The sequence below is a fragment of the Geothrix rubra genome (assembly GCF_030268065.1).
In the GTDB taxonomy this organism is placed as follows: domain Bacteria; phylum Acidobacteriota; class Holophagae; order Holophagales; family Holophagaceae; genus Geothrix; species Geothrix rubra.
On record NZ_BSDD01000002.1, the window covers coordinates 588,920 to 614,494 of the forward strand.

Genomic DNA, 25,575 nt, shown 5'->3' on the forward strand with positions numbered 1-25,575 from the left:
GGATCCGGAGGACGAGAAGGGGGCGCCGCGGCGCCCCCTTCTCCGTTTAGTCCTCGCCGCGCCGCTGCTTGCCCTCGGGATCGAACTGGTAGCCGACGCTGCGGATCGTGTGGACCCAGCGCGGGTGGTGGGGGTCCTCCTCGATGGCGCGGCGGATGCGGACGATGAAGTTGTCCACGGTGCGGCTGGTGGGGTAGGCGTCCTCGCCCCAGACCTTGTCGAGGATGTCCGCGCGGCTCACCACCTGGCCCGGCCGCTCCACCAGCAGCTTGAGGATCATGCACTCCTTCACGCCCAGCTGGAACGGGCCCGTGGGACCCTCGCCGCAGAAGTTGTCGAAGTCCACCCAGTTGGTCCCGAACTTCTGGCGGCTGCCCATGTCGCGGTTCTTGTACCAGGCCTCGCGCCGGAGGATGGCCCGCACGCGGAGCAGCAGCTCGCGCACCTGGAAGGGCTTGCCCAGGTAGTCGTCCCCGCCGGTCTCGAAGCCGTGGACGCGGTCGTCCTCGGTGTTCTTGGCCGTGAGGAAGAGGATGGGGGTGAAGTTCTTGGCCTCGCGCACCCGCTCGCAGACGCTGAAGCCGTCCATGCCGGGCAGCATCACGTCGAGGATCACCAGGTCGAAGGTCTCGGCGAGGATGCGCTTCAGGGCCTCGTCCCCCCGGGGGATCCAGGTGCAGGGGAGCCCCTCCAGTTCGAGGTTCAGCTTGATGCCCTCGGCCAGGCTGAGCTCGTCTTCCACCAGCAGGATCTTGGGTTCGGCCATGGGGGCTCCGGGGACTGGCTTCGATCCTACTAGAATGGCCCTGTGCCCGGAGTCGCCATGGAGCCCTACCTCAGCATCGTCATCCCCATCTACAACGAGGAGGAGAACATCCCCGTCCTGTGGGAGCGGCTCTCGAAGGTGATGGCGGAGGCCTTCCCGGATCCCGCCAAGCCCTGGGAGATCGTGTTCACGGACGACGGCAGCCGGGACCGCAGCCTGGCGATGCTGGTGGAGATCGCGAAGGCCGAACCCCGGGTCAAGGTCGTGGAGTTCAACCGCAACTACGGCCAGCACAGCGCCATCTTCGGGGCCTTCGCCGAGGTGCGCGGCCGCATCGTCGTCACCCTCGACGCGGACCTGCAGAACCCGCCCGAGGAGATCCCCAAGCTGGTGGCCAAGGTGGAGGAGGGCTACGACGTGGTGGGCGGCTGGCGCCAGGGCCGGCAGCAGAACGACAGCTTCTTCCGCACCATGCCGAGCAAGATCGTCAACGCCGTCACCCGGAAAACCACGGGGGTGAAGCTCCACGACTACGGCTGCATGCTCCGGGCCTACAGCCGCGAGGTGGTGGACGCCATGCTGCTGTGCAAGGAGCGGTCGAGCTTCATCCCCGCCCTGGCCAACAGCTTCGCCAAGCGCATCACGGAAGTGCCCGTGGCCCATGCGGAGCGGGCCGCCGGCGAGAGCAAGTACGGGCTCTGGAAGCTCATCAACCTCCAGTTCGACCTGCTCACCAGCTTCTCGCTGCTCCCCCTGCAGATGCTCTCCGTGGTCGGCGTCCTCATCGCCTTCCTGGGGTTCGCCCTCTTCGTGGGCCTGATGGCGTACCGGTTCCTCCACCCCGAGGGCACCGTGGGGGGCGTGTTCAGCCTCTTCGCCCTGCTCTTCTTCTTCGTGGGGGCCCAGTTCATCGCCTTCGGCCTGCTGGGCGAGTACATCGGCCGCATCTACCAGGAGGTGCGGGACCGGCCCCGGTACATGGTGAAGAAGGTCCACCAGTCCAAGTAGCGGCCTACTCCCCTGCCTCGTCTTCGCCGCTCCACCCCTCCCCTTCCTCCTGGGCGGGACGGTCGGGGATCGCGTAGCGCTCGCTGGCCCAGGCCCCCAGGTCCCGGGTCTGGCAGCGCTCCGAGCAGAAGGGCTTCCAGGGGTTTCCCTCCCAGGAGGTGGGGGTGCGGCAGAGGGGACAGGGGCGAACCATCATGTTCCCAGCTTATCCATGGAGGCATGGAAACAGGATGAGAAGAAAATATTAGTCAATTTTAGAAGATTCCATTGACAGACCCGTCGCCTCCCCTACCATGGAGGATCGGGGCGACCCCCGCCCGGCACCGTCACCGGAACCTGGAGGCAAGACATGGGCAAGATCATTGGCATCGACCTGGGCACCACCAACAGCTGCGTGGCCGTCATGGAGGGCGGACAGCCCAAGGTGATCCCGAACCCCGAGGGGGCGAACACCACCCCGTCCGTGGTGGGCTTCAACCCCAAGACCAGCGAGCGGCTGGTGGGCGTCTCCGCCAAGCGGCAGGCCGTGGCCCAGCCCAAGAGCACCATCTACTCCATCAAGCGCTTCATGGGCCTGCCCTTCGCCGACTCCGAGAAGGAGCAGAAGCTGGTGCCCTACAAGGTGGAGCGGGCGGAGAAGGGCGGCTGCGCCGTGGTGGTCAACGACAAGCGCCTCAGCCCCGAGGAGATCAGCGCCGTGGTGCTGACGAAGATGAAGGAGGCCGCCGAGGCCTACCTGGGCGAGAAGGTCACCGAGGCCGTCATCACCGTGCCCGCCTACTTCAACGACGCCCAGCGCCAGGCCACCAAGGACGCCGGGGCCATCGCCGGGCTTGACGTGAAGCGCATCGTGAACGAGCCCACGGCCGCGGCCCTGGCCTACGGCCTCGACAAGAAGAAGGACGGCACCATCGCCGTCTTCGACTTCGGCGGCGGCACCTTCGACATCTCCATCCTCGAGGTGTCCGAGGGCGTGGTGGAGGTGAAGTCCACCAACGGCGACACCCACCTGGGCGGCGACAACGTGGACCAGGCCATCATCGACTGGCTGGCCGACGAGTTCCAGAAGGCCGAGGGCATCGACCTGCGCAAGCAGGCGGACGCCATGCAGCGCCTCAAGGAGGCCGCGGAGAAGGCCAAGATCGAGCTCTCCAGCACCACCCAGACCGACATCAGCCTGCCCTACATCACGGCGGACGCCAGCGGTCCCAAGCACATCAACCAGACCCTCAGCCGCGCCAAGTTCGAGCTGATGATCGAGCCCATCCTCCAGAAGCTGAAGGTCCCCTGCGAGAACGCGGTGAAGGACGCCAAGCTGGCCCACCACGAGATCGACGAGGTGGTGCTGGTGGGCGGCTCCACCCGCATCCCCAAGGTGCAGGAGATGGTGAAGGCCATCTTCGGCAAGGAGCCCAACAAGAGCGTGAACCCCGACGAGGTGGTGGCCGTGGGCGCCGCCGTGCAGGCCGGTGTGCTGGCCGGCGACGTGAAGGGCGTGCTGCTCCTCGACGTGACGCCCCTGAGCCTGGGCATCAATGCCAACGGCGGCCAGATGAGCGTCATCATCCCCCGCAACACGACCATCCCCACCAAGCGCTCGGAGATCTACACCACGGCCGTGGACAACCAGCCCGGCGTGGACATCGAGGTGTTCCAGGGCGAGCGGCCGGTGGTGGAGGGCAACAAGCTCCTGGGCCAGTTCCACCTGGGGAACATCGCCCCGGCCCCCCGCGGCATGCCGCAGATCGAGGTGGTCTTCGACATCGACGCCAACGGCATCGTCCACGTCACCGCCAAGGACAAGGGCACGGGCAAGGACGCCAGCATCACGCTGACGGGCAGCACGGGCCTCTCCAAGGAGGAGATCGAGGCCAAGGTGCGTGATGCCGAGGCCCACAAGGCCGAGGACGAGTCCCGCAAGGCCCTGCTGGAGGAGAAGAACCACCTCGACCAGATGGTCTACCAGGTGGAGAAGCTCCTGAAGGAGAACGGCGACAAGCTGCCCGAGGCCGACAAGAAGGAGGCGGAGGCGGCCGTGGTCGAGGCCAAGGAGGCCCTCGCCAGCCTGGACAAGGACCGCATCAAGAAGGCCCTGGAGAACCTCACCGCCAAGAGCCACAAACTGGCCGAGAGCCTCTACAAGCAGGAGCCGCCCGCAGGCGGCGCCCCTGGAGCTCCCGCGGGCGAGGAGAAGAAGGGCGACGACAACGTGATCGACGCCGAAGTCGTCAGTTAGTCCTTCCACAAAAAGGGGGAGCTCCTGGGCTCCCCCTTTTTGTGGCTAAAAGAAATCTTAGTGTCCTAGACTAAAGACCATGTCCCACCCCGACTACTACAAGATCCTGGGCGTCCCCCGGTCGGCCTCGGAGGAGGACATCAAGAAGGCGTACCGGAAGCTGGCGCGGAAGCACCACCCGGACCTGAACCCTGGCGATGCCAAGGCCGAGGCGGCCTTCAAGCAGCTCACCGAGGCCAACGAGGTGCTTTCCGATCCCGAGAAACGGAAGAACTACGACACCTACGGCGATCCCGCGGGGCCGGGGACCCAGGTGCCGCCGGGCTTCCAGGGCGGCGGGGGATTCTCCTTCGAGGACCTCTTCACGGGCTTCGGCGGCCGGCCCAACCGCCATGGGCCGGAGCGGGGCGAGGACCTGGTCCATGCCGTGCGCCTGGGCTTCCGCGAAGCCTTCGAGGGGACGCGCCTGTCCCTCCGGATCAACCGCTCGGAACCCTGCCTGGCCTGCCGGGGGACGGGAGAATCGGGGCGGAAGCAGGAGACCTGCCGCACCTGCCAGGGCAAGGGCCGGGTGGGGGGCGGCGGGGGCTTCCTGGCCCTGGGGCGCACCTGCCCGGACTGCGGCGGCCGGGGCGTCCGCGTGCCGCCCTGCCCCGATTGCCAGGGCACGGGGCGCCATCCCCGCCAGGAGACGGTCACCATCGCCATCCCGCCGGGCGTGGAGGACGGGGCCCGTCTGCGGGTGCCGGGCAAGGGCGAGGCCGGCCGCCGCGGCGGCGGGCCGGGGGACCTCTTCCTCCAGATCGGCATGGAGGCCGACGCCCGCTTCGAACGGAAGGGGGCCAACCTCTACGTCCGCCTGCCCGTGAGCTTCAGCGAGGTGGCCCTGGGGGCCAAGGTGGAGGTGCCCACGCCCGAGGGCCACGCCACCATCAAGGTGCCCCCCGGCACCCAGACCGGCGCCCGGCTCCGGCTGAAGGGCCAGGGCATGCCGATTCCCAAGTCCGCCCACCGGGGGGATCTCTTCGCCGAGATCCAGGTGGTCACGCCCCAGGTGCAGGACGAGCGGAGCAAGGAACTGCTGCGGGAGCTGGCGGAGCTGAACGACGCCGCGGTCCACGCGCAACGAGGGCACCATGGCTAAAGATCCGAGGATGGGCGCCTACATGATCGGGGTGGTCTCCACCCGCTACGGGGTGCATCCGCAGACGCTGCGTCTCTACGAACGGGAGGGCCTGCTCTGCCCCAGCCGCACGGAAGGGAAGACCCGCCTCTACAGCGACGAGGATCTGGAGCGTCTGGAATTCATCCTCAACCTCACCCGGGACCTGGGGGTGAACCTGGCGGGGGTGGAGGTGGTGCTGAACCTGCGGGACCGCCTGAACCGGCTGCAGGAGGATCTGGAGCGCATGGTGCAGGCCATGGAGGCCGCGGGGCTCAAGGATGTGCCCCACCCCACGGCCGCGGCCACCGGGCTGGTGAAGCTGACCCACCACGGATTGCGCAAACGGTCCTGAACGCGATGGCGGGGGGGCCGGGCTTGCTATGCTGGACCCTCCCCCAAGGTGATCCGTGCCCCTCCGGCATCTCGAAGAGCGATCGCTCGACAAGTACTTCGATTCCATCCGCCACCTTCCGCTGCTCACGGCGGAGGAGGAGCGGAAGTACGGCCGGATGTGGCAGAACGACCGCAATCCCGAGGGCCTGCGCGGGCTCGTGGAGGGCAACCTCCGCTTCGTGGTGAAGGAGGCGCGGAAGTTCGAAGGGATGGGCCTGGACCTGCTGGACCTCATCAGCGAGGGGAACCTGGGCCTCATCGAGGCGGCGAAGCGCTTCGACCCCGACCGGCTGAACAAGTTCCTCACCTATGCCTCCTGGTGGGTGCGGCAGGCCATCTTCCACGCCCTGGCCGAGCACGGGAACAAGATCCGCCTCCCCCAGAAGGTGGCGGGCCACCTGGTGCAGCTCAACCGCGTGACCCAGCGCCTGAGCCAGGAACTGGGCCGGACGCCCCTCCAGCAGGAGATCGCCGACGCCGCGCACCTCAGCCTGGAGGAGGTGGAGCGGCTCCAGCTCCTCCAGCAGACCACCTCCACCGTGTCCACAGAGCAGGGCCTCGGCGACTCGGACCTCACCGTGGGGGACAGCCTGGAGCAGGAGGTGGAGCCCTCCGCCATGCACACCCTCAACCAGGAGGCCTTCCTCGAGCAGATCGAGGCCAGCCTGGCGTCCCTCAGCGAGAAGGAGCGCACCATCATCTCGCTCCACTTCGGCCTGAACGGCGACGATCCCCTCACCCTGGAGCAGATCGGCAAGCGCTTCGATCCGCCCATCTCCCGCGAGCGGGTGCGGCAGCTGGAGGAGCGGGCCTTCGCGCGCATCCGGGAGCGGCGCCGCGAGGTGCTGGGCGGCTTCCTGCGGGGGGAGACGCCGTGAAGGGAAGGCCGGACTGCCCCCGCTGCCAGGGGCGGGGCGTGATCCTGGACCCGGACCCGCTGAAGCCGGCCCGGATCTGCGGCTGCACGCCCGAGGGACAGCAGGATGCCGCCGAGGTGGGCCTGCCCGCCCGGTACCGCGAGGCCGACTTCACGCGGTTCTGGAAATGGTGGAACAACGCCCAGGCCAGCCACGCGCGCACCCTCCTGGACCGGGTGGGCGACCTGGAGGACCTCCTGGCCCGTCCCCTCGACGAGGTGGGCGAGGTGGAAGGACGCGAGGAGCTGGGCAAGCTGCTCCAGGCCCTGCGCCGCCGGCCGGAGCACGGCATCCGTCCGGCCGGCGCCGAGGGCCTGGCCCAGTGGGCCACCAGCGGCAAGCACCGGTTCCGCCACGGCTGGGAGCTGTGGTGGATCCACGGCCCCGCCCAGAGCGGCCGGAGCACCCTGGCCGCCGCCGCCCTGCGGGCCTGGTCCGAGCGCACGGGACGGAGCGTCCGGTACGTCTCCGTCCGCGCCCTCAGCCAGGCCATCAAGGACGCCTACTATGACGTGCGGAGCTACCAGAACCAGGCCTTCCAGAGCGTGCGCGACCTGATCGAGCCCCTGGAGACCCCGGGCCTGCTGCTGCTGGACGACTGGGACCGCATGGACTCGGACATCCGCGTGGCCGCGGCCCTGGCCCAGCTGGTGGACCACCGCTACAGCGAGGAGCTGCCCACGCTGCTCACGGCCGCGGTGCCGCCCGAGGCCCTGGAGCGGCGCGAGGGCCACCCCCTCGCCCGGCTGGACGACGCCAGCCTCCTCGAGCGGCTGCGCGGGGCCGAGCGCGTGGAGATGGTGCCCGCCCTCAAGCCGTGGATCGACCGGCTGGCGAGGCCATGAGGCGACTGCTGAGGCGCCTGCTCCGCCTCCACCTCACCCGCACGCCGGCGCTCTGGGCGGTGGTGGCCGGCCTCACCCTCCTGCTGGGCTGGGGCACCCTGCGGGTGGAGCGGGCCCTGGACCTCATGAGCCTCCTGCCCACCCAGAACCCCGCCGTGCGCGCCAACCTGGAGGCCGGCGTGGGCCAGCAGGAGCTGCTGTGGCTGGTGGCCGAGGGCAACGACGCGAACCTGGACGACCGTCGCGCCTGGGCGGAGGACCTGGTGGACCGCCTCCTGACCCGGGGCAACCTGCCCATGAACGGTCTGGCTGCGGAGGGTCGCCTCTCGGATCCCGTGCCCGTCCCGGGGCCCGGCGGGGTGAGCCCCTGGCCCGCCCTGCTGGCGGTGGGCGCGATCCCCGAGGGGGATCCGGCCGCGGGCCGCCTCACCACGGAGACCCTCTACACCCTGGCTCCGGCGTGGCTGGGCGACCGCCTCGGCCCCCTGAAGGATCCCGCCGAAGTGGCGCGGCGCCTGGCGGCCACGGCCCGGGCCCTCCGCTCGCCCGAACCGCTGCAGGCGGCCCTGGCCCGGCTCGATCCCCTGGGTCTGCGGGAGCTCGCGCCGCAGGATGGCGAGGGCATGGGCAAGGCCCGGGAACTGGGCCGGGCCTTCAGCCTCCGCATGCGCACCGGCTACTTCGAGACCAAGGACGGCCGCATGGTGCTGGTGCCCCTGGTGGCGGGCTTCCCCGCCACGGACACCCGGGCCACCCAGCGGGTCCTCCTCTGGCTGGGGCGGGGCGCCCGGGGCCCCCTGCCCGCCCGGGCCAGCCTGCAGGAGGCCGCAGCAGCCCTGGGGCCCACGGCGGACCGGCCCTTCCCCCTCGAAGTGACGGGCGCCCACGCCATCACGGCCTGGGAATCCAGCCGCCTCTCCCGGGAGGTGGCCCTCAGCCTGGCCCTCAGCTTCGTCCTCATCGGCCTCGTCTACTGGCTGGGCTTCCGCACCCTGGCGGGCTACGGCTTCGTCATGGGGCCCCTGCTGGTGGGCATGATCTGGGCCCTGGGCCTCACGGGCTGGGTGCTGGGGCGGCTCAACCTCATGGCCGCGGGCTTCGGCGCCGTGCTGCTGGGCGTGGGGGACGACGTGGGCATCCTCCTCTTCAGCCGCTACCGGGATGAGCGCCGGGCCGGGCGCGGCAAGGTGCGGGCCCTGCGCGCCGCCCTCCTGGGCACGGGCCCGGGCGTGGTGGCGGGCGCCCTCTCCACCGCCTTCGCCTTCCTGGCCCTGGCCTTCGCGCCCTTCCCCGGCATCCGCGACCTGGGCCTCACCACGGGCCTGGGCCTGCTGGCCTGCCTCGCGGCCACCTTCCTCCTGCTGCCGCCGCTCCTGCTCGGGCTCGACCATGGCCGCGGCACCTTCGCCCCCGGCCCGCCGGCGGCCCTGCCGAGGCGCCGGCGCTGGGCGCCCTGGGCGGCCCTGGCCCTGCTGGCCCTGGCCCTCCTCGGTGCCCCCCGCACCCGCTGGCAGGAGGACCTCCGCCGCTTCCGGGCCCAGGGCAACCCCGCCCTCACCCTCCAGGAACGCCTCACGAAGACCCTGGGGGCCAGCCTCCAGCCCCTGGCCCTGCAGATCCCCCTGGAGGATCCGGACCGCCTGCCCGCCCGCTGGAACCGGCTGAGCCCGCTCCTCCGCGAAGCGGGCGTGCCCATGCCCGACTGGAAGAGCCTCGATCCCGAGCTTCGCCACACGCTGGGATCGGAGACCTGGCGCCGGCGGGTGCTCGACGAGGCGGCCAAGGCCGGCCTGGATCCCGTGGCCCTGGAAGGCCCCCTCACGGCCCTGGGCACGGCCGCGTCGGATCCCGTGTTCCCCGTGCGGGCGCTGCAGGCCCTGCTGCCCCGCTCGGACCAGCCGGATCCGGCCCGCGCCTGGAACCTCTGGGATGCCCTGCGGGGGACCCCCCGGCCCGCGCCCCTGCCTCCGGCCCTGACCCTCCCCCTGCGCCTGGACGAGGCCACCCTCAACCGCCTGACGCCGGCGGTGGAGGCCGCCGGGGGCCGCTTCGTGGGCACGCAGCCCCTCTTCCGGGTGGTGAAGGACATCGCCAAGGATGCCGTGCGCCAGGCGGTGCTGCTGGCCCTGGCCGGCATCTTCGCCGTGATCGCCCTCTTCGGGCGGAGCCTGCGCTTCGCGGCGCTGGCCGTGGTGCCCCTGGCGGCCAGCCAGGCGGGCGTCTTCGGGGCCCTGGGCTGGGCCGGGGAGCCCCTGACGTTCCTCTCCCTGATGGCCATCCCCATCGCCCTGGGCGTGAGCGTGGACACGGCCTTCAACCTGCTGCACCGGGCCCGGGCCGAAGCCGACGCCCCCCGGCGGGTGGCCCGCGTGAACGCCGTCTGCGCCGGCACCACCCTGGCCGGCTTCGGCGGCATGGTCTTCAGCGGCTACCGGGGCCTGCGGGGCCTCGGCCTCGCCTGCCTGGGCGGCGTGGCCCTGGCCCTGGCCCTCACCCAGTGGCTGCTGCCCGTCCTGCTGGCGAAGTGGCCGCTGGAGAAGCGGCCGAAGGAGCGTCCCCGATGAATCCCCTGCAGTCCCGCCTGGCCGCCCGGGTGGCCGAGGCCCCCGTGCCCGCCGCCGAGGTGATGGCCCTCGCCCTCTACGACCCGGACCACGGCTACTACCGGCGAGCCGAAGGCCCCTGGGGCTTCGACGGGAAGGACTACTACACGGCCCTGGACCTGGGCCCGCTGCTGGGCCAGACCCTGGCCCTGCGCCTGGAGGCGGCCTGGGAGCGGCTGGGGCGGCCCGCGCGCTTCACGGCCCTGGAGCCCGGCGCTGGCCGCGGCTGGCTGGGGCGGGACCTCCTGAACGCCGTGTCCGGTCCCTTCGCCGAGGCCCTGGTCTACGTCCACCGCGACGACAATCCGGCGGCGAAGATGGCGGCGAAGACCGCCCTTGCGCCTTTCCTCGCGGCCAATCGCGCGCGATTGGCCGCCGAAACGGAGCCCCTGGAGCCGTTCCTCGGCTGCGTCTTCAGCAACGAGCTCTTCGATGCCCTGCCCGCCCAGCCCTGGCGCTGGGATGGAACCCGCTGGGTGCGCGAGGTGCTCGCGGCGGAGGGGCCCGAGTGGCAGGCCGCCGAGCCCGGCGCGGCCGGCGCCTGGTTCACGCAGCACTCCGACGGCCTGGAGCCCGGCGACGGCAGCCTCTGGTGCGAGGCCCTGCCCGGCTTGGTGCACGACCTGGCCGCGCCGCTGACGGCGGGCCTCTTCCTCACCATCGACTACGGCGAGTCCGCGGCGCGCCTGCTGGCCAAGGGCGCCGACCTGCGCCGCTTCAAGGCCCACACCGTGGACGGGAAGTGGCACGAGGACCTGGGCGAGGCGGACCTCACCGCCGACGTGGACTTCACGCGCCTGGCGCACCTGCTCGAAGGCCAGGGCCTGAAGGAGCTGGCGCACGTCGAGCTGAGCAAGTGGATCCGCACCCACGCCCCCCTGGACGAATGGGGCGCCGGCTGGATGGCCCTGCCCGAGGCCCAGCGCCTCAAGCGCATGGAGAACCTCCTGCAGCTCACCCTGCCGGGCCAGATGGGGAGTCGGTTCCGGGTGCTGGAGGGGTGGAAGGGCTGAGGGCTACCGCGCCTCGTCCCTCCACACCCCCACGCCCAGGCCGCTGGGATGGGCGGCGTCGTGGAGGACGGTGTGGGTGGCCTTGCGGTAGTCGGCGGGCGTCGCGGTGTTGATGTCCATGAACTGCTGGGGATTGCGGTCCATGAGGGGGAACCAGCTGCTCTGGATCTGGATCATCACGCGGTGGCCCTTGCGGAAGGTGTGGAAGACATCGTTCTGGGTCCAGGCCACGCGGGTGGGCTGGCCGGGCACGAAGGGCTCGGGCTGGTTGAAGCTGTTCCGGAACTTGCCGCGCATGACCTCGCCGCGCACCAGCTGCTGGTAGCCGCCCAGCACGTTGGGGGCGGGGGTCCAGGGGTCCGGGCCCGGCTGGTAGCTCGGATCCCTGAAGTCGTCGGGATAGACGTCGATGAGCTTCACCACCCAGTCCGCGTCCGTGCCCGTGGTGGCCACGAAGAGCTCGGGGCGCAGGGGCCCGGCGAAGGTGAGATCCTCCGCCAGGGGTTCCGTCTGGTAGACGAGCACGTCCGGCCGCCGCCCCGCGAAGCGCTGGTCGGCGCACATGTATTCGCGGGGCATGCCGATGGCGATCTGCTCGATGAAGGGCACGGGCTTGGCGGGGTCCGACAGGAAGGCGTCCGAGCCGCCGTCCGTCGGGGGCGGCGTGAAGTCCAGCCGTCCGCCGGGTTCGAGGTAGAGCGTCGCGGGCTTCGTGTCCTTCGGGGGCCAGGCGTCGAAGCGGTGCCAGCGGTTGGCGCCCGTCTCGAAGACCGTGGCCTTCGCCGGCTTCGGTTCCGGGGCGCCCTTGAGGTAGTGCATGAAGAAGGGGAAGAGCACCTCGTCCTGGAAGAACTCCGAGGTGGGCGCGCCGAAGGTGACGGCGCCCAGGTGGTCGCCCTTGGTGCGCTCCCAGGCCCCGTGGGACCAGGGGCCCATGACCAGGCGGTTCTCCGTGGCGGGGCTCTGGCGGTCCACGGTGCGGAAGACCTGCAGGGCGCCGTAGAGGTTCTCGGCGTCGAACCAGCCCCCCACGGTGAGCACGGCGGGCTTCACGTCCTTGAGGTGGGGCCGCAGGTTGCGGGCCTGCCAGAAGGCGTCGTAGGTGGGGTGGTCCAGCATCTCGTTCCAGAAGGCCACCTCCTTCGTGTAGGCCCGCGTGCCGGCCGTGGAACCCAGGCGCAGGAACCATTCGTAGCCGTCCGAGGTGCCGTGGTGGAAGGGCTCGCCCCAGTCGGTGGTGGGCTTGGGCCGGGGCCGGCCGAAGTTCACGAGGAAGTTGAAGGCGTGGGGCAGCCACAGGGCGCCGTTGCGGTGGAAGTCGTCACCCGTGAACCAGTCCACGATGGGCGCCTCGGGGGAGGACGCCACCAGGGCCGGGTGCCCGCAGAGCATGCCCGCGGCGGTGTAGAAGCCGGGATAGCTGATGCCCCACTGACCCGCCTTGCCGTTGTTCCCGGCCACGTGCTTCAGCAGCCAGTCGAGGGTGTCGTAGGTGTCCGTGCCCTCGTCGATGTCGGTGGCCCTGGGATGGGCGTCCAGGGCCGGCCGCATGTTCACGAAGGTGCCTTCGGACATCATCCGGCCCCGCACATCCTGGTAGACGAAGATGAAGCCCTCCTCCATGAAGCGGTCGGAGGGCCCCAGGTGGGGCTTGTAGGCGTCGGGACCGTAGGGCGCCACGCTGTAGGGCGTGCGCTGGAGGAGGATGGGGTAGGTCCGCGAGGTGTCCTTCGGTGTGTAGATGGCCGTGAAGAGCCGCACCCCGTCCCGCATGGGGATGAGCACCTCGCGCTTGGTGTAGGCCGCCTGGGCGGCGGCCGCCTCGGGCGGGTGGGGCGGGGGCGTCGCCGCGACCCGGAGGCCCGCGCCCAGCAGCAGGACGGGCAGCAGCAGGAAGCGCAGGGCGCGAACCGGCCTCATGGGACCTCCGGAGGGTGAACCCTCACGATACGTGGCATCGACGCTGCTGTCAGCCCTACAGCTTGAACTGCCCCACGGCGTGGTGCTGCTCCTCGGCGGCGCGGGCCAGATCCGCGGCCGTGCGCGCGATCTCGGCCACGGCGCGGGCCAGCTCGCCCGTGGCGGTGGCGTTGTGGACCACCCGGCCCATGGTGTCGTCCACCTGCTGGGCCACCTCGGTGCTCGTGTGGGCCTGTTCGCCCGCGGCGGCGCCCACCTGGAGGAGCATGGCCGCCAGGCCCTGGATGTTCGTGTCGATGGCGGCGAGGGCATCCACGGTGGCGGCCACCGTGCGGGCCCCCTCGTCCACGGAGGCGTTGCTCTGCTCGATGAGCTCGCCGATCTCACGGGCGGCGGCCCCGCTGCGCTCCGCCAGCTTCCGCACCTCCTCGGCCACCACGGCGAAGCCCTTCCCCATGGTCCCGGCCTTGGCGGCCTCGATGGCGGCGTTGAGGGACAGCAGGTTGGTCTGCCGGGCGATGTCCTGGATGAGGCGCACGGCGGTGACCATCCGGCTGGCGGCGGCGCGGATGTCCTCCATGGCCTCGGCGCTCTTCCCCCCGGCGGCCGCCCCCTGCTGGACGGCCTCGACGGCGGCCCGGGACTCCTGCTCGGACCGCGAGATGCTGCCGGAGACCTGCTCGATGGAGGCCGACAGCTGGGTCACGGCCGCGGCGATGCGCTCGAAGGCGGCCCGCTGCACCTCGGAGTTGTCGGCGATGATGGTGCTGGTGGCCGAGATCTGCTCCGCCGAGGCGGAGAGCTGGGTGGAGCCGCTGGCCACCTGGGTGGAGGTGCCGGCCAGTCCGTGGAAGACCTGGCGGAGCCGACCGTTGTAGGCGTTGAAGGCCGCGGCGGCCGCACCGATCTCGTCCTGGCTTGTCGCGGAGAGCCTGAGGGTGAGGTCACCCTCGGCCAGGCCCTGGGCCAGGTCCTGCAAGGGCCGGGTGATGCTCCTCCCGATCCGGTACACCGCGTAGAAGGTGATCATCCACACCAGGAAGGAGGCGGCGAACTCGAGGGTAAAGATCCGCCAGGCCGCGGGCTGCTGCAGGGGATCAAGGGTCTGGATCCGGAGGTAGTCGGACCAGGTGAAGCGGAGGTTGAAGAACGAGAACCCGAGGAAGGGCAGGAGGAGCAGAGCGATCAATTTGCCTCGAATGGTGAGGCGATCGAGCAGGGACGACATGGCCGGTTCCTTCGGGGCGGGCGGGGTGCCCTTGAGGTCCCCTATCGGCCCCGGGGGCTGTGATCTGAGTTTCAATTGAACAGCTTCAGCGTGTCATCCAAGGCGCGGATCACGGCCAGGACCCTGAAGGGCTCCACCACCAGGTGGTCGACGGCGCCCGCCGCGATGGCCCGGTTCCGCTTGAGGTCGGCTTCCTCCTCCGTGCCGGCCACCAGCACCGGCAGGGGGCACTGCTCCTCCTGGACCAGCCGGCGGCAGGCCTCCAGGGGGGACCCGGACCGGACGCGGTGGTGGACGAGGATCAGGCGGACGCGCCCCCAGCCGGATTCGGGCCCGCCACCCAGGTCGGCCAGGTGGGGCCGCACGGCCCCCCGGACCAGGTCCAGGGCGGCCACGCCGAACTTGCGCCCCACGGCCTCCGTGAACCGGGCGGGGAAGGCCTCGCCCTCCGCCAGCACGAGGATCAGGGGATCCCGGTCGGAGAGGAGGCGGACCCGGGGCCCGGCGGGGGAGAGCTCCCGGGTCTGGGGACGGGCCTCGGCGCCCCCGGGCTCGAAGCCCTTGAGATCCTGCTGGGCCTGGGCGCGGCGGGCCTCCTGCAGCCACTGCCGGTAGCGGCCCAGGAGCTGGGGGTCCACGGTGTCGGCGAAGCGCATCCCCCAGAAGCGGTCCCCGAAGTAGGCCACGCGGACGGGCATCACCAGGCTCGCGTTCCCCGCGAGGCGGAACTCCACGGTGGAGGTCGCGTTCAGGCGGAGGACCTGGGGCAGGCTCGCCACGTTCTCGGGGGGGGACAACTCCAGGCCATCCACTCCGAAGGCCTGGACGGCGCCATCCTTCACGTTGCTCTGCTGGTCCGCGAAGGAGCAGGCCACGGGCCGGTCGGGCACGTAGTCGGCCAGGCGGTGCGCCTCCGTGGCGCGCAGCAGGCGCGGCGGGGCGAAGTGGCTGGCCTCCTGGCCCTGGAAGCGACCATGGCCCTGGAACTCCACCACGGCCTCGAAGGGCAGGCCCCGGTCCGAGAGGCCCAGGGTGAGCCGGGTCCCGGGCTTGAGCTGCCACTGGCCGCGCTCCACATCGCCCAGGCCCACGACGACCCGGTCCGGCGCCTCGGCCAGGAGGCGGAACTCGCCGTGGAACGCGCCATAGGCCAGCCGCACGGAGCCTCCGGTCTGGCAGAGCCGCTGGAAGACCAGCCGGATGGCCTCGGGGTCTTCCTTGTTCAGGCCGGGGGAGCTCATGTCCGCGTTATCGGAACGCGGGCGCGGGGCTCAAGCCTTGGCGGGTTCCGTGGCCCGGCTCCGGGCGGGACGTACATTCAGGCGGACATCCCGGGAAGGAGGGCGCCTTGGGCGTGAACGCGCGGCTGGCCGACCCGGAGGCTCCAACCCCCGGGCGCGTGGGCCAGGTCCTGCCGCCGGTGGACCTGGACCCGGGTGACCGGGCCCGCACCACCCGGGCCGGGCTCCCGGGGCCCCGGGAGACGGGGTGAATCCGCACCGGGAATCGCGACCGGGCCTGGACGGCATCCGGCACGTGGCCGTGGTGGTGGCTCACCCCGACGATGAAACCCTGTGGGCCGGAGGGCTGCTCCTCAGCCATCCCGAGTGGTCGCCCTTCATCGTGACGCTCTGCCGCGGGGGGGACCCGGACCGGTCCGCCAGGTTCCGCATGGCCCTCGCCCGACTCAAGGCCGAGGGCGCCATGGGCGGCCTGGACGATGGTCCCGACCAGCAGCCCCTCGCCGCCAGGAAGGTTCAGGAGGCCATCCTGGCCCTGCTTCCGCAGCGGCCGTACGACCTCCTGCTGACCCACGCCCCGAAGGGCGAATACACCCGGCACCGGCGGCACGAGGAGGTCTCCCGGGCGGTCCGGGCCCTCTGGCGGAGGGGCGCCATCCGCGCCCGGAACCTCTGGCTGTTCGCCTATGAGGATGGCGGCCACGCCTATCCCCCCCGGCCCAGGACGGACGCCGACCTCCAGCTGCCCTTGCCGGACGCCCTGTGGGCGCAGAAGTACAGCCTCATCACCGAGGTCTATGGATTCGGGGAGGCCACCTGGGAAGCCCGGGCGGTGACGCGCCAGGAGGCCTTCAGCTGTTTCAGGGGGCCGGAATCATTCCCTGGCACGGAGGAGAAAGGGCGGATACTGAGCCCATGAAGATCCTAGTTCTTTACAACTACCCACCAGCGCCCGGTGGGCTTTCGACCCAGGGGGACCTCCTCTACAAGGGGCTCCTCGAGATCGGTGTGGACGCCCACGCGACCCACCTCCGGTCGGATCTCGAGAAGGAGTGGTACTACCGCTGGTTCAAGCCGGACGTCGTGGTGGGGGTGGGCTTCTGGGGCGACGTGCCCGATATCGTCCTCCACCCCCAGCGCTTCGGGATGCGGGCCGTGCCGTGGCTGCTGGCGGACGGGTACGTCGCGAACTACCGGGACATCCTGGATGGCCTGCCCCTCATGCTGGTGACCTCGAACTGGGTCCGCGAAACCCTCGTGCGCGATGGCATCCGGGGGGACCACACGGTGACCCTGCCCGTGGGCTGCGATACGGAGCATTTCATCCCGCGGGCCCCGGAGGATCCACGGGTGCGCGCGGCGCGCGACAGCCTGGGCGTCCTGCCGGGGGAGCTCCTGATCCTCACGGTGGGCGGCGATGCGGCCTCCAAGGGGGGGCGCGAGGTGATGGAAGCCCTGGCCACCCTGGGGGAGGAGGTGCCGCCGTGGCGATACGTCTGCAAGGTGTGGCCCCAGGAGCGGACGAACATCCAGAACAGCCTGGACGCCGACCTGGCCCGCTCCCTCGGGATCCAGGACCGGGTGACCTTCCAGACCCACTTCGTCTCCCGGGACCTCATGCCCTTCCTCCTCGCGGCCTGCGATGTCTATGCGGGCCCTTCCAGGCTGGAGGGATTCGGGATGCCGCAGGTGGAGGCGGGCGCCTGCGGCAAGCCGGTCATCGGGATCCGGGCCATGGCCATGCTGGATACGCTGGTCCACGGCGAAACGGCGCTGCTCGCTGAGGTCGGCCAGGAGATCCGCATCTCCGGGGCGGTCCTGGGACCGGAATCGGGGTTCGAGCCCGGCCATCACCTGGTCTTCGACCCGCCTCGCATCTCGGACTACCGCGCCAGTCCGCAGGACATCGCCGTCCACCTGAAGCGCCTGCTCAACGACGCGGACCTCCGGAGGCGGATGGGCGAGGCGGGGAGGCGCAGGGCGGTGGAACACTTCGACTACCGGCTCGTTGCGCGGCGCCTGGTGGAGATCCTCGGGTAGGGACAGGACGGCCACACGGAGAGGCGGTGGGGACATGGACGCTTCACGTCAGGATGCCAAATGCGCCGCCCTGGCCGTGCTCCTGCACAATGCCGCCGGTCCCTTCGCGGGCCTCCCGCGCACGGCGGGGTGGGGGTACCCGGAACCCTACACCCGGGATCTCCTCATCTCGTCCCTGGGCATCTTCGCCTCCGGCCACGACTCCCTCCTCCGCTCGCTGCGACGGGTGCTGGAGACCCTGGCCCTGAACCAGAGCCCCCACGGCCAGATCGCGTCCCTGGTGCACGACCGGGAGGATCGGGGGGCCAGCGATACGACGCCGCTGTTCCTGCTGGTCCTGGGCCTGTTCCGGCGCTTCACAGGCGAGGCGGCCTTCCTGGAGGAGGCCGGAGCCAGGGCGCTCCAGTGGATGGACTTCCAGACCATCGACGACCGGGAACTGGTCGGCCAGCAGCCCACCAGCGATTGGCGGGACGAGCAGTGGGTCCTGGGCCACGGGCTCTACGTCAACGCCCTCGTGCACGGCTACCTGAAGGCGCTGGGCCTGCAGGACCGGGCGGAGGCCCTGCGGATGGCCGCGAACCGGGCGGACGGCCGCGGGTTCGTCAGCGAGGGACGGCCCGTCTTCGCCCTGTGGTTCTACAAGGTGCTGCGGGACACCCGATGCGATGTGCTCGGGAACAGCCTCGCCATCCTGACGGGCCTGGCCGATCCGCGGCGCGCCCGCGACATGGTGGCCTGGATCGAGGCCGGCTGCGCGGAGCTGCGCGCCCGGGGGGAGCTCGCCCTGGACCTTCCGCCCTGCCTGTTCCCCTTCGTGCAGCCCACGGATCGCGACTGGCAGCCCCGCTACGAGCGCTACAACCGCCCGGGACACTACCACAACGGCGGGGTGTGGCCCTTCGTCTGCGGCTTCTACGTCGCGGCCCTCGTCGCGGCGGGCGAGCTCCCCCTGGCGGAGGCGAAGCTGCGCGCGCTCACGGCGCTCGTGCGGCCCGCGCGCACCTCGCTCCCGGCTCCGCACGGGGCCTTCGGCTTCAACGAGTGGTTCCGGGCCCAGGATGGCCTTCCCGCCGGCGAGGACTGGCAGACGTGGTCCGCATCCATGTACCTCTACGCGGCCGCCTGTGTGGAGGCGGGAGAAGCGCTGTACTTCGGGAGGCCAGCCTCTGCGGGGACTCAGGCCTGATCGCGCATGGCGGCGAACAGTTCCTCCAGGGGAACACAGGCGATGGCGGAGGCGCGGTCGCTCATGGCGTAGGGAAGGATGAGCTCCCCGCGGTGCACGAGGGATCCGCAGCTGTAGACGACGTTGGGCACGTAGCCCTCGCGTCCCGTGCCCTCCGGGACCAGCAGGGGTTCGCGCAGGCGGCCGATGACCTTCGTCGGATCCTGCAGGTCCAGCAGCGCCGCCCCGATGCAGTACTTGCGCATGGGACCGACGCCGTGGGTGATCACCAGCCAGCCCGCTTCCGTCTCGATGGGGGAGCCGCAGTTCCCGATCTTCACGGATTCCCACATCTCCGCGGGGCGCAGGAGCACCTTCAGGTCGCCCCAGTAGTGGGGGTTGTCCGAGAACATGATGAAGAGGTTCTCGTCGTCCTGCCTCGAGAGCATCGCGTAGCACCCGTCGATGCGCCGCGGGAAGAGGGCCATGCCCTTGTTCTGGACCGCCGAGCCGTTGAGGGTGAGCACGCGGAAGTGGAGGAAGTCCTGCGTCTCGATGAGCTGGGGCAGGATGACGTGGCCGTCGTAGGCGGTGTAGGTGGCGTAGTACATCGTCGTTCCATCGTCTTCCGTGAAACGCACGAAGCGGGCGTCCTCGATGCCGTTGCTCTCGTTCGCCGAGACCGGGAAGATGGCGCGCTCGCTCATGGCGAGGCTCGGCGAGAAGGTCATCTCGTAGTTGGAGTCGGCGAGCCACTTGATGCCGTGGAGGGTGTTCTTGAGCTCCTGGGTCACGGGAGGCGCCTCGCGCCGGATGCGATGCATGCTCTGGTTCAGGTCGCTGCGGGAGAACGTGTCCCCGAGCGGTTCCATCACGGAGGTCGTGTAGCCGTTGTCGAAGCCCATCTCGTGGAGCTTGACGATGAACGGCACCTTCTTGTAGGTGGGGTTCGGGTCGATCTCGGGCACGGTGACGTAGCGGGAGACAGGATCCAGCTGGATGCCGCCGTCGGGGGCGATGAGGCCGGTGCGGAACTCGATGGAGGAGATGTGCCCTTCCCCGGTGGCACGAAGGCTCAGGATGAACCGCAGGGCGCCCTCGGGGACGCCGTCCTGGTTCGGATGGGGGACCATGGACGGATTGAAGAGGGCGGCGGATTCCAGCGCGTACTCGCCCGAGAAGAGGGCCCCGATGAGGAGCTGGCGGGAGCGGGAGAGGGGGCGATGGGTGAAGACATGAGGGGCCACCCGCTCGAAATTCGCGAGCAGGGAGGATTCGATGTCGAGGTGCCTGGCGTCGAATTCCTTGAACATGGCCTCCAGGCCGAGGGTGGTGTCCTCCTCGCTCAGGGCGAGGGCCCGGCCGATGATCGTCGTGATGCGCTGCGCGTGGGCCGGAATGAAGGGCCGGATGAGGACGCGGGCACTCTCGGGGACGAGGGTGATGTCCTGGCGGCGGATGGTGATGGGAGTCATGGGGTCCTGTCGGTCGAAGAGGCGAGGGCGTTGTCGGCGAAATTCATCTCGGCCAGCGAGAGGTGGAAGGCCAGGGTCGACTCGGCGCCCTGGTTCTCGTTGACCCGATCGCGGTGAAGGCCGTCGCCGCAGCCTCCGGTGCTGGAGTCGTAGAGCGGCAGGCCGAGGTCGTTGCGGCCCAGGAACCACTCGAAGGCGCGCTTGGCCTCGCGGGACCAGCCGGCGTCCTGGGTGGCGCGGAAGGCCTCCAGGCAGGCGGAGACCATGGCCTGCGCCTCGACGGGTTGCTGGTCGAAGTAGGCGTGGCCCCCATCCCGCTCGTAGAAGCCGTCGCTGCCGATGGGCCGGAAATGGCCGGCCTGGGTCTTCTGCACGGAGGCGAGCCAGCCCAGGGACTTGAGGCCGATCTCGAGGGCCCGGGGGTGGGGCATGTGCTGGCCGCTCAGGAGGAGGGCCTGGCTGAGGCGGGCGTTGTCGTAGGTGGCGGTGGGCTCGAACCACGGCCAGTTCTCGGTGGCGCAGTCCTCCCACAGGCGGACGAGTCGGGCGGTCAGCCGCTCCCGCGCGGCCTCGGCCTGGACATGGCCCGGGAAGCGGCGCAGGTATTCGTGGATGCCCAGCAGGGTGAAGGCCCAGGCCCTCGGCGAGGAGAAGGACCCGGTCACGGGGAGTCCCCGTTCGAAGAGGAGCGCCGACAGCTTCCGGTGGCCCTCGTTGCGGGAGCGGCCCGCACCGGTTCCCGCCGCCCACAGGGCCCGGGCATGGCTGTCCTCGCTGCCCGATTCCTCCAGCCAATGCCGGCCGTGGCTCATGAAGTTGCGGAAGCGGCCGGTCACCGGATTCAGGGCGGCGGCGAGGAAGGCCAGGCAGCTCGTGGCCAGCCGGTCCAGCCCTTCCGTGGGGGAACGTCCGCCGAGTTCGTCCAGCAGGTTGCAGAGGATGAAGGCCCGGGCATTGTCGTCGGTGCAGTACCCCTCGTGGAAATTGGGCACGGTGAACGTGGCGTGCTGGAGGATGCCGGTGCCGTCGCTCATGCGGAGGACATGGTCGAGGCGCAGCGGGGGCAGGTCGTAGGGCCGGCTGGCCAGCGTCCATCCCGCGAAGGCCGCCCGGGGCGCTGCCCTCCGCTCGGTGCGGGCCTGCCGGAAGGATTCCAGGAAACGTAGGCCCACGGCTGGCCAGATCATCCCGCGCCCGAGCCGGTAGGCCGTCTCGCGCGTCTCCTGCAGGCGATCCGGGGAATCGAGATAGGCGCACACGCCCTCGGCGATGGCGTGCGGATCGCGGAAGGGCACGAGGATGCCGCGTCCGTCGGCGAGCAGCTCCTGGGCATGCCAGTAGGGCGTGGAGACCACGGCCTTGCCCGCGCCGAAGACATAGGCCAGCGTGCCCGAGGTGATCTGGGCCTCGTTGAGGTAGGGCGTGAGGTAGATGTCGGTGGCGCCGATGAACTCCTTCAGGTCGTCGAGGGAGACGAAGTGGTTGTAGAAGATGACGTGATCCTTCACCCCGCGTTCCTCGGCCAGGCGCTCCAGGCCGAGGCGGTAGCTCTCGCCCTCGCGGGCCACGAGATGGGGATGGGTGGCCCCCAGCACGAGGTAGACGACGTTCGGATGCCGTTTCACGATCTCGGGCAGCGCCTCGATGGCATGCTCGATGCCTTTGCCCGGCCCGAGGAGCCCGAAGGTGAGCAGGACCTGCCGGCCTTCCACCCCGAACTGCGCCTTGTAGAAGCTCGAATCGATGAAGGGCATGTCCGGGATGCCATGGGGGATGATGTCCACCTTGCTGTCCGGGACCCCGTAGACCGCCTGCAGGATCTCCGCCCCCTTGCGGGCCATGACCACCAACCGGGCGCTCCGGCGGATCAGCTCCTCCATCACCTTCCGCTGGTCGAGGTTCGGCTGGCGCAGCACGGTGTGCAGCGTGGTCACGACCGGCATGCGGACTTCCTTGAGCAGGGCCAGCAGGTGGCCCCCGGCCGGCCCTCCGTAGATGCCGAATTCGTGCTGGACGCACAGCACGTCCGCATTCTCGAAGTTCAGGAAGTCCGCCGCACGCCGGTAGGAGTCGAGATCCTTTTCCGCCAGTTCGAAGCGGACGCGAGGGGGGTAGTCGTAGTCCTCGAGGCGGTCGTTCACGGCACAGGCGTAGCAGTGCGAGGCCGGGGCAGCCTCGGCCACGGCCTCGCAGAGATCGTGGGTGAAGGTGGCGATGCCACAGAGCCTCGGCAGGTATCCGCCCAGGAAGGCAATGCGATCCGGCAGCGTGGATTCCATCGGGAGGTTCCCCTCGATCCCTGTGCCACGTTCAACGCGCCCAGTTGTCAGAAACAGATTACCACTGCCGGGAATGTCGGAAGGTGCGGATGCGCCAGGATCCCCCGCCAGGGTCATCCCTCTCCGAGAATCCCCGCCACGGCGGCATAGGGATCGGCCTGGCCCTCGGCGATGGCCCGGACGGCGGCCTCGATGCGGGCCGGACCCGCCTGGGCCTTGGCCCGCCGCACGGCGGCCTCGGCCAGCAGCGACTCGAAGCGCAGCCGTGCGCGTTCCCGGGCCTTGCGGGCCAGGCCCCCGTGGGTCCGGAGCCAGGCGCCGTGCGCCCGGACCGCCGCGAGGAGGTCGGCCACGCCCTCGCCCTGGGCGGCCACGGTGCGGAGCACGGGCGGATCCCAGTCCCGGGTGGGCGAGAGGGACTTCATGGCCTCGATCTCCCGTTCCACCTGGTCGGCGCCGTCCCGGTCGGCCTTGTTGATCACGAAGAGGTCGGCCACCTCCATGATGCCGGCCTTGATGGCCTGGATCTCGTCGCCCATGCCGGGCACCAGCACCACGCAGCAGGAATGCACGCAGCTCACCACGTCTACCTCGTCCTGCCCCACGCCCACGGTCTCCACGATCACCGTGTCGAAGTTCGCGGCGTCCAGCAGGTCGATGGCGTCCTGGGTGGCCCGGGCCAGGCCGCCCAGGGCCCCCCGTGTGGCCATGCTGCGGATGAAGATGCCCGGATCCGCGGCGATCCGCTGCATGCGGATGCGGTCGCCCAGGATGGCGCCGCCGCTGAAGGGCGAGGTGGGGTCCACGGCGAGGATCCCCACCCTTTGGCCTTCGGCCCGGAGGGTCCGGGCCAGCTGGTCCGTGAGGGTGCTCTTCCCGGCACCGGGGGAACCCGTCAGCCCGATCACCATGGCGCGGCCCAGGTGGGGCCAGAGGGAGGCCATGAGGGCCCGGGCCTCCGGGTGACCGTTCTCCATCCAGGTGATGGCCCGCGCCAGGGCCCGCGGGTGGCCGCGGCGCAGGGGCTCCAGCAGCTGGTCGGCGGTGTCCATGCCCCCAGCATGGCAGGGCCCTCCCCCGAGCGGGAGCGGTGGCATCCCTGTGACAGAAGCGCGGGTTCACCTGTGACGAAGGCCCGGATTGCCTGGCATCCCGACTCGCCCGGGGGGGGACGATGGGGTACCCTGGACCTTCGGCCGCGGGGCCGAATGGAACCCAACCAGATGATCCGAAGGCCTTCTCCGTTGCCCGATCCGGTCCCCGGGGACCCGGCCCCCGCCGATGCGGCGAAGCCGGTCCCGGCGCCGACCCAGCCGCCCGTCCGGCTCACCAAGCGTGTCGCCGTGGCCCCCCCGGAGCCCTCCGCGCCCCGGGAGAAGATCTGCGCCGAATGCGGGATCAAGTTCCACCTCGAAAGCGGCAAGAAGTTCTTCCTCTGCCCGGACTGCTACCGGCGCTCCTTCGCCCGTCAGCGGGGCGGCAAGGGTGCGGCCCGCATCCTCACCCACATCACCTGCGTCCGCTGCGGCGCGCAGGAGTACCTGCCCTTCGTTCCCGAGGACCCCGAGAAGGCCCTGTGCCGGGCCTGCTTCGCCGCCGAGCGGCCGGAACCCAAGGCCCCTTCCCGGCATCCTCGTCGCTGAACCGGAGTTTCCATGCGCCTGAAGACCCTCCCCCTCCTCCTCGCGACCGGCCTGGTGATGGCCCAGGGCGCCGCGAAGGGTGCCGATGCGGCCCGCCAGGCCTTCCTGCAGGTGCTCGACGCGGTGGACGCCACCTGGTTCGGCCAGCCCTACCAGGGCGTGACGGCGGTGGAGGTCCAGGGCACCCTCGGCATCGCCCTCAGCGGCGCCGCGGTGAACCGGAAGGTGGACCAGCTCAGCCAGGGCGCGGTGAAGGCCGACAGCAAGGGCGGGCAGGCCAACCTTCTGATCAAGGGCACCTATTTCGCCAATGGCGACTTCAAGACGGACATGGCCGGCGATTTCGGCCACCTGCTCTACGCCCGCCGCGGTGACCGGGGCTTCCTCTACAGCAAGGAGCAGAACGCCTACACCACCCGGGTGGACCTGCCCCCCACCGACGCGCCCCTCACCTACATGGCCTGGTTCCGGCAGACCCTCAACGACATCAAGGCCGTGTACCTCGATGGAACGGTCTTCAAGCCCAGCCTCGGCGGGGAGGAGGCCTCCGGCGGCCGCACCCTCCAGCGCATCGTCTTCAACGCCCCCACCCAGCCCTGGGACTCCAAGAAGCGCGAGCAGAGCCTGGCCCAGAGCCTGGGCTTCTGGCGCCGCGGGCACCTGGTGGTGCTGGTGGACAAGGCCACCCACCTCCCCTACCGCATGGACTTCCGCAACGACGAGCAGGGCGTCCAGACCCGGATGGACTTCGCCTACGGCGCGGGAAACCACCTGGAGGCCGTGAACCTCAGCAACAGCAGCCGCGGCTTCGAGGGCCCGGGCTGGCTGCGCATCGGCTACGGCCCCAATGGCCAGATGAGCCACGTGGCCGGCGAGCTCAGCAGCAACGACAAGCGCGTGTCCTTCGCCCTGGACCTGACCTGGTCCCGCTCCCTCACCCCGGCCGCCATCGCGGCCATGCCCCCGGCCGGAGCCACCAAGCGCGGGCGGGAGGAGCTGGAGACCCAGCTGATGATCGGCCTCGCCGGCCAGATCTTCGACCTGCAGCGCCGCGGCCTGAACCTCCGCAGCGTGGCCGTCGGCGCCAAGTAGTCAGGCCTCCAGGTCCAGGCGGGGCTTCTCCGCCTCGGCTGCCACCTGGGGGTTGATCAGTTCCCCGTGCTCGCCGTAGGTCTCCGGCGGGGCCACGTCCGGAACCGCCTCGGGAGCTGCGGCCGCGGCCTCCTCGCCGGCGGCGCCTTCCTCCTGCCGCTGCCGGCGCCGCTGCCAGGCCGCCAGCAGCCCCTGTCCGGCGGGCGGAAGCACCCCCGGCGGAAGCCGGATGGCCTGCGTCCGCTGCCCCCGCTGCACCGCCCCCACCCGGCCCACGGGGTCTAGGTGCGGAAGGGGCAGATCATCGAAGGGCGCCATGCGAGACCTCCCCGCCTCGGCCAGCCATGCACCTCATCGGCAGGACCGCCCTTCCGCCCAACCCCCCGGCCCCTTTGAGGTATCCTGGACCCTCGTCGGAGCGTGGCGCAGCCTGGTAGCGCATCTGCTTTGGGAGCAGAGGGTCGCGAGTTCGAATCTCGCCGCTCCGACCAATGGGTTCCGACCGGCGCCTGTCGGCGAGATTCGAGCTCGCCCCGGCCGCGC

General features: G+C 70.7%; 23 protein-coding genes and 1 tRNA gene. 15 read left to right on the forward strand and 9 right to left on the reverse strand.

What is annotated here, in order from left to right; genetic code table 11:
• Positions 1-46 precede the first annotated feature (46 nt).
• The gene (locus tag QSJ33_RS07450) at positions 47-766 is read right to left on the reverse strand and encodes a response regulator transcription factor (protein ID WP_285724130.1); all 720 of its coding nucleotides are present in this window, start codon (positions 764-766) and stop codon (positions 47-49) included.
• Between the two features lie 57 nt (positions 767-823).
• Between QSJ33_RS07450 and QSJ33_RS07455 the strand changes: the two genes are divergently transcribed.
• Entirely contained in the window at positions 824-1,774 is a 951-nt protein-coding gene (locus tag QSJ33_RS07455) for a glycosyltransferase (RefSeq protein ID WP_285724131.1), read from the forward strand.
• A 4-nt stretch (positions 1,775-1,778) separates the two neighbouring features.
• Here QSJ33_RS07455 and QSJ33_RS07460 read toward each other — a convergent pair whose 3' ends face one another.
• Entirely contained in the window at positions 1,779-1,970 is a 192-nt protein-coding gene (locus QSJ33_RS07460) for a DNA gyrase inhibitor YacG (RefSeq protein WP_285724133.1), read from the reverse strand.
• A gap of 153 nt (positions 1,971-2,123) precedes the next feature.
• Between QSJ33_RS07460 and dnaK the strand changes: the two genes are divergently transcribed.
• The 7 genes from dnaK (at position 2,124) to QSJ33_RS07495 (ending at position 10,946) form a co-directional block, all read left to right on the forward strand.
• Entirely contained in the window at positions 2,124-4,010 is a 1,887-nt protein-coding gene (dnaK, locus tag QSJ33_RS07465; RefSeq protein ID WP_285724136.1) for a molecular chaperone DnaK, read from the forward strand.
• 79 nt (positions 4,011-4,089) lie between these two features.
• Positions 4,090-5,154, forward strand: coding sequence for a J domain-containing protein (locus tag QSJ33_RS07470; RefSeq protein ID WP_285724138.1), 1,065 nt, complete (start codon positions 4,090-4,092; stop codon positions 5,152-5,154).
• Positions 5,147-5,527: a MerR family transcriptional regulator gene (locus QSJ33_RS07475; protein ID WP_285724140.1), complete on the forward strand. Its 381-nt coding sequence runs from the start codon at positions 5,147-5,149 to the stop codon at positions 5,525-5,527. The genes QSJ33_RS07470 and QSJ33_RS07475 overlap by 8 nt, the downstream gene beginning before the upstream one ends.
• A gap of 55 nt (positions 5,528-5,582) precedes the next feature.
• Positions 5,583-6,446 (forward strand): sigma-70 family RNA polymerase sigma factor, encoded by an 864-nt coding sequence (locus tag QSJ33_RS07480; RefSeq protein WP_285724142.1) that lies wholly within the window; start codon positions 5,583-5,585, stop codon positions 6,444-6,446.
• Between the two features lie 38 nt (positions 6,447-6,484).
• Positions 6,485-7,330 carry a P-loop NTPase family protein gene (locus QSJ33_RS07485; RefSeq protein WP_285724144.1) on the forward strand — a complete coding sequence of 282 codons (846 nt, stop codon included), beginning with the start codon at positions 6,485-6,487 and terminating at the stop codon, positions 7,328-7,330.
• Positions 7,327-9,894 (forward strand): MMPL family transporter, encoded by a 2,568-nt coding sequence (locus tag QSJ33_RS07490; protein ID WP_285724146.1) that lies wholly within the window; start codon positions 7,327-7,329, stop codon positions 9,892-9,894. The genes QSJ33_RS07485 and QSJ33_RS07490 overlap by 4 nt, the downstream gene beginning before the upstream one ends.
• Positions 9,891-10,946, forward strand: a complete 1,056-nt coding sequence (locus tag QSJ33_RS07495; RefSeq protein ID WP_285724147.1) for an SAM-dependent methyltransferase — start codon at positions 9,891-9,893, stop codon at positions 10,944-10,946. The genes QSJ33_RS07490 and QSJ33_RS07495 overlap by 4 nt, the downstream gene beginning before the upstream one ends.
• Before the next feature lie 3 nt (positions 10,947-10,949).
• Here QSJ33_RS07495 and QSJ33_RS07500 read toward each other — a convergent pair whose 3' ends face one another.
• From QSJ33_RS07500 to QSJ33_RS07510, 3 genes are all read right to left on the reverse strand, one after another.
• Positions 10,950-12,866, reverse strand: a complete 1,917-nt coding sequence (locus QSJ33_RS07500) for a CocE/NonD family hydrolase (RefSeq protein WP_285724149.1) — start codon at positions 12,864-12,866, stop codon at positions 10,950-10,952.
• A 55-nt stretch (positions 12,867-12,921) separates the two neighbouring features.
• Positions 12,922-14,055, reverse strand: a complete 1,134-nt coding sequence (locus tag QSJ33_RS07505; protein ID WP_285724151.1) for a methyl-accepting chemotaxis protein — start codon at positions 14,053-14,055, stop codon at positions 12,922-12,924.
• A 110-nt stretch (positions 14,056-14,165) separates the two neighbouring features.
• Entirely contained in the window at positions 14,166-15,335 is a 1,170-nt protein-coding gene (locus QSJ33_RS07510) for a hypothetical protein (RefSeq protein ID WP_285724153.1), read from the reverse strand.
• Between the two features lie 107 nt (positions 15,336-15,442).
• On the opposite strand from QSJ33_RS07510, the gene QSJ33_RS07515 reads away from it, so the two are divergent.
• The 4 genes from QSJ33_RS07515 to QSJ33_RS07530 are packed head-to-tail and all read left to right on the forward strand — an operon-like array spanning position 15,443 to position 18,564.
• Entirely contained in the window at positions 15,443-15,586 is a 144-nt protein-coding gene (locus QSJ33_RS07515) for a hypothetical protein (RefSeq protein ID WP_285724155.1), read from the forward strand.
• Complete coding sequence (locus QSJ33_RS07520) at positions 15,583-16,254, forward strand: PIG-L deacetylase family protein (protein ID WP_285724157.1); 672 nt, start codon at positions 15,583-15,585, stop codon at positions 16,252-16,254. The genes QSJ33_RS07515 and QSJ33_RS07520 overlap by 4 nt, the downstream gene beginning before the upstream one ends.
• Positions 16,251-17,375, forward strand: a complete 1,125-nt coding sequence (locus tag QSJ33_RS07525) for a glycosyltransferase family 4 protein (RefSeq protein ID WP_285724159.1) — start codon at positions 16,251-16,253, stop codon at positions 17,373-17,375. The genes QSJ33_RS07520 and QSJ33_RS07525 overlap by 4 nt, the downstream gene beginning before the upstream one ends.
• 34 nt (positions 17,376-17,409) lie before the next feature.
• Positions 17,410-18,564: a glycoside hydrolase 100 family protein gene (locus QSJ33_RS07530; RefSeq protein ID WP_285724161.1), complete on the forward strand. Its 1,155-nt coding sequence runs from the start codon at positions 17,410-17,412 to the stop codon at positions 18,562-18,564.
• Here the strand turns inward: QSJ33_RS07530 and QSJ33_RS07535 are convergent.
• The 3 genes from QSJ33_RS07535 to meaB form a co-directional block, all read right to left on the reverse strand.
• Positions 18,555-20,018 (reverse strand): glycoside hydrolase family 130 protein, encoded by a 1,464-nt coding sequence (locus tag QSJ33_RS07535; protein WP_285724163.1) that lies wholly within the window; start codon positions 20,016-20,018, stop codon positions 18,555-18,557. The two genes, QSJ33_RS07530 and QSJ33_RS07535, sit on opposite strands and share 10 nt — an antisense overlap.
• On the reverse strand, positions 20,015-22,297 hold the full coding sequence (locus tag QSJ33_RS07540; protein ID WP_285724165.1) for a glycosyltransferase family 4 protein: 2,283 nt from the start codon (positions 22,295-22,297) through the stop codon (positions 20,015-20,017). Before QSJ33_RS07540 ends, QSJ33_RS07535 begins: the two co-directional genes overlap by 4 nt.
• A gap of 113 nt (positions 22,298-22,410) precedes the next feature.
• Positions 22,411-23,349 carry a methylmalonyl Co-A mutase-associated GTPase MeaB gene (meaB, locus tag QSJ33_RS07545; protein WP_285724167.1) on the reverse strand — a complete coding sequence of 313 codons (939 nt, stop codon included), beginning with the start codon at positions 23,347-23,349 and terminating at the stop codon, positions 22,411-22,413.
• Positions 23,350-23,541: 192 nt separating this feature from the next.
• Here meaB and QSJ33_RS07550 point away from each other — a divergent pair, with 192 nt between their 5' ends.
• Entirely contained in the window at positions 23,542-23,940 is a 399-nt protein-coding gene (locus tag QSJ33_RS07550) for a hypothetical protein (RefSeq protein WP_285724169.1), read from the forward strand.
• Positions 23,941-23,952: 12 nt separating this feature from the next.
• Positions 23,953-25,032: a hypothetical protein gene (locus QSJ33_RS07555; protein ID WP_285724171.1), complete on the forward strand. Its 1,080-nt coding sequence runs from the start codon at positions 23,953-23,955 to the stop codon at positions 25,030-25,032.
• On the opposite strand, the gene QSJ33_RS07560 is transcribed toward QSJ33_RS07555, so the two are convergent.
• A complete protein-coding gene (locus QSJ33_RS07560; protein WP_285724172.1) occupies positions 25,033-25,350 on the reverse strand; it encodes a hypothetical protein in 318 nt (105 codons plus the stop codon).
• Between the two features lie 96 nt (positions 25,351-25,446).
• Here QSJ33_RS07560 and QSJ33_RS07565 point away from each other — a divergent pair.
• Positions 25,447-25,523, forward strand: a tRNA-Pro gene (locus tag QSJ33_RS07565).
• Positions 25,524-25,575: the final 52 nt, after the last annotated feature.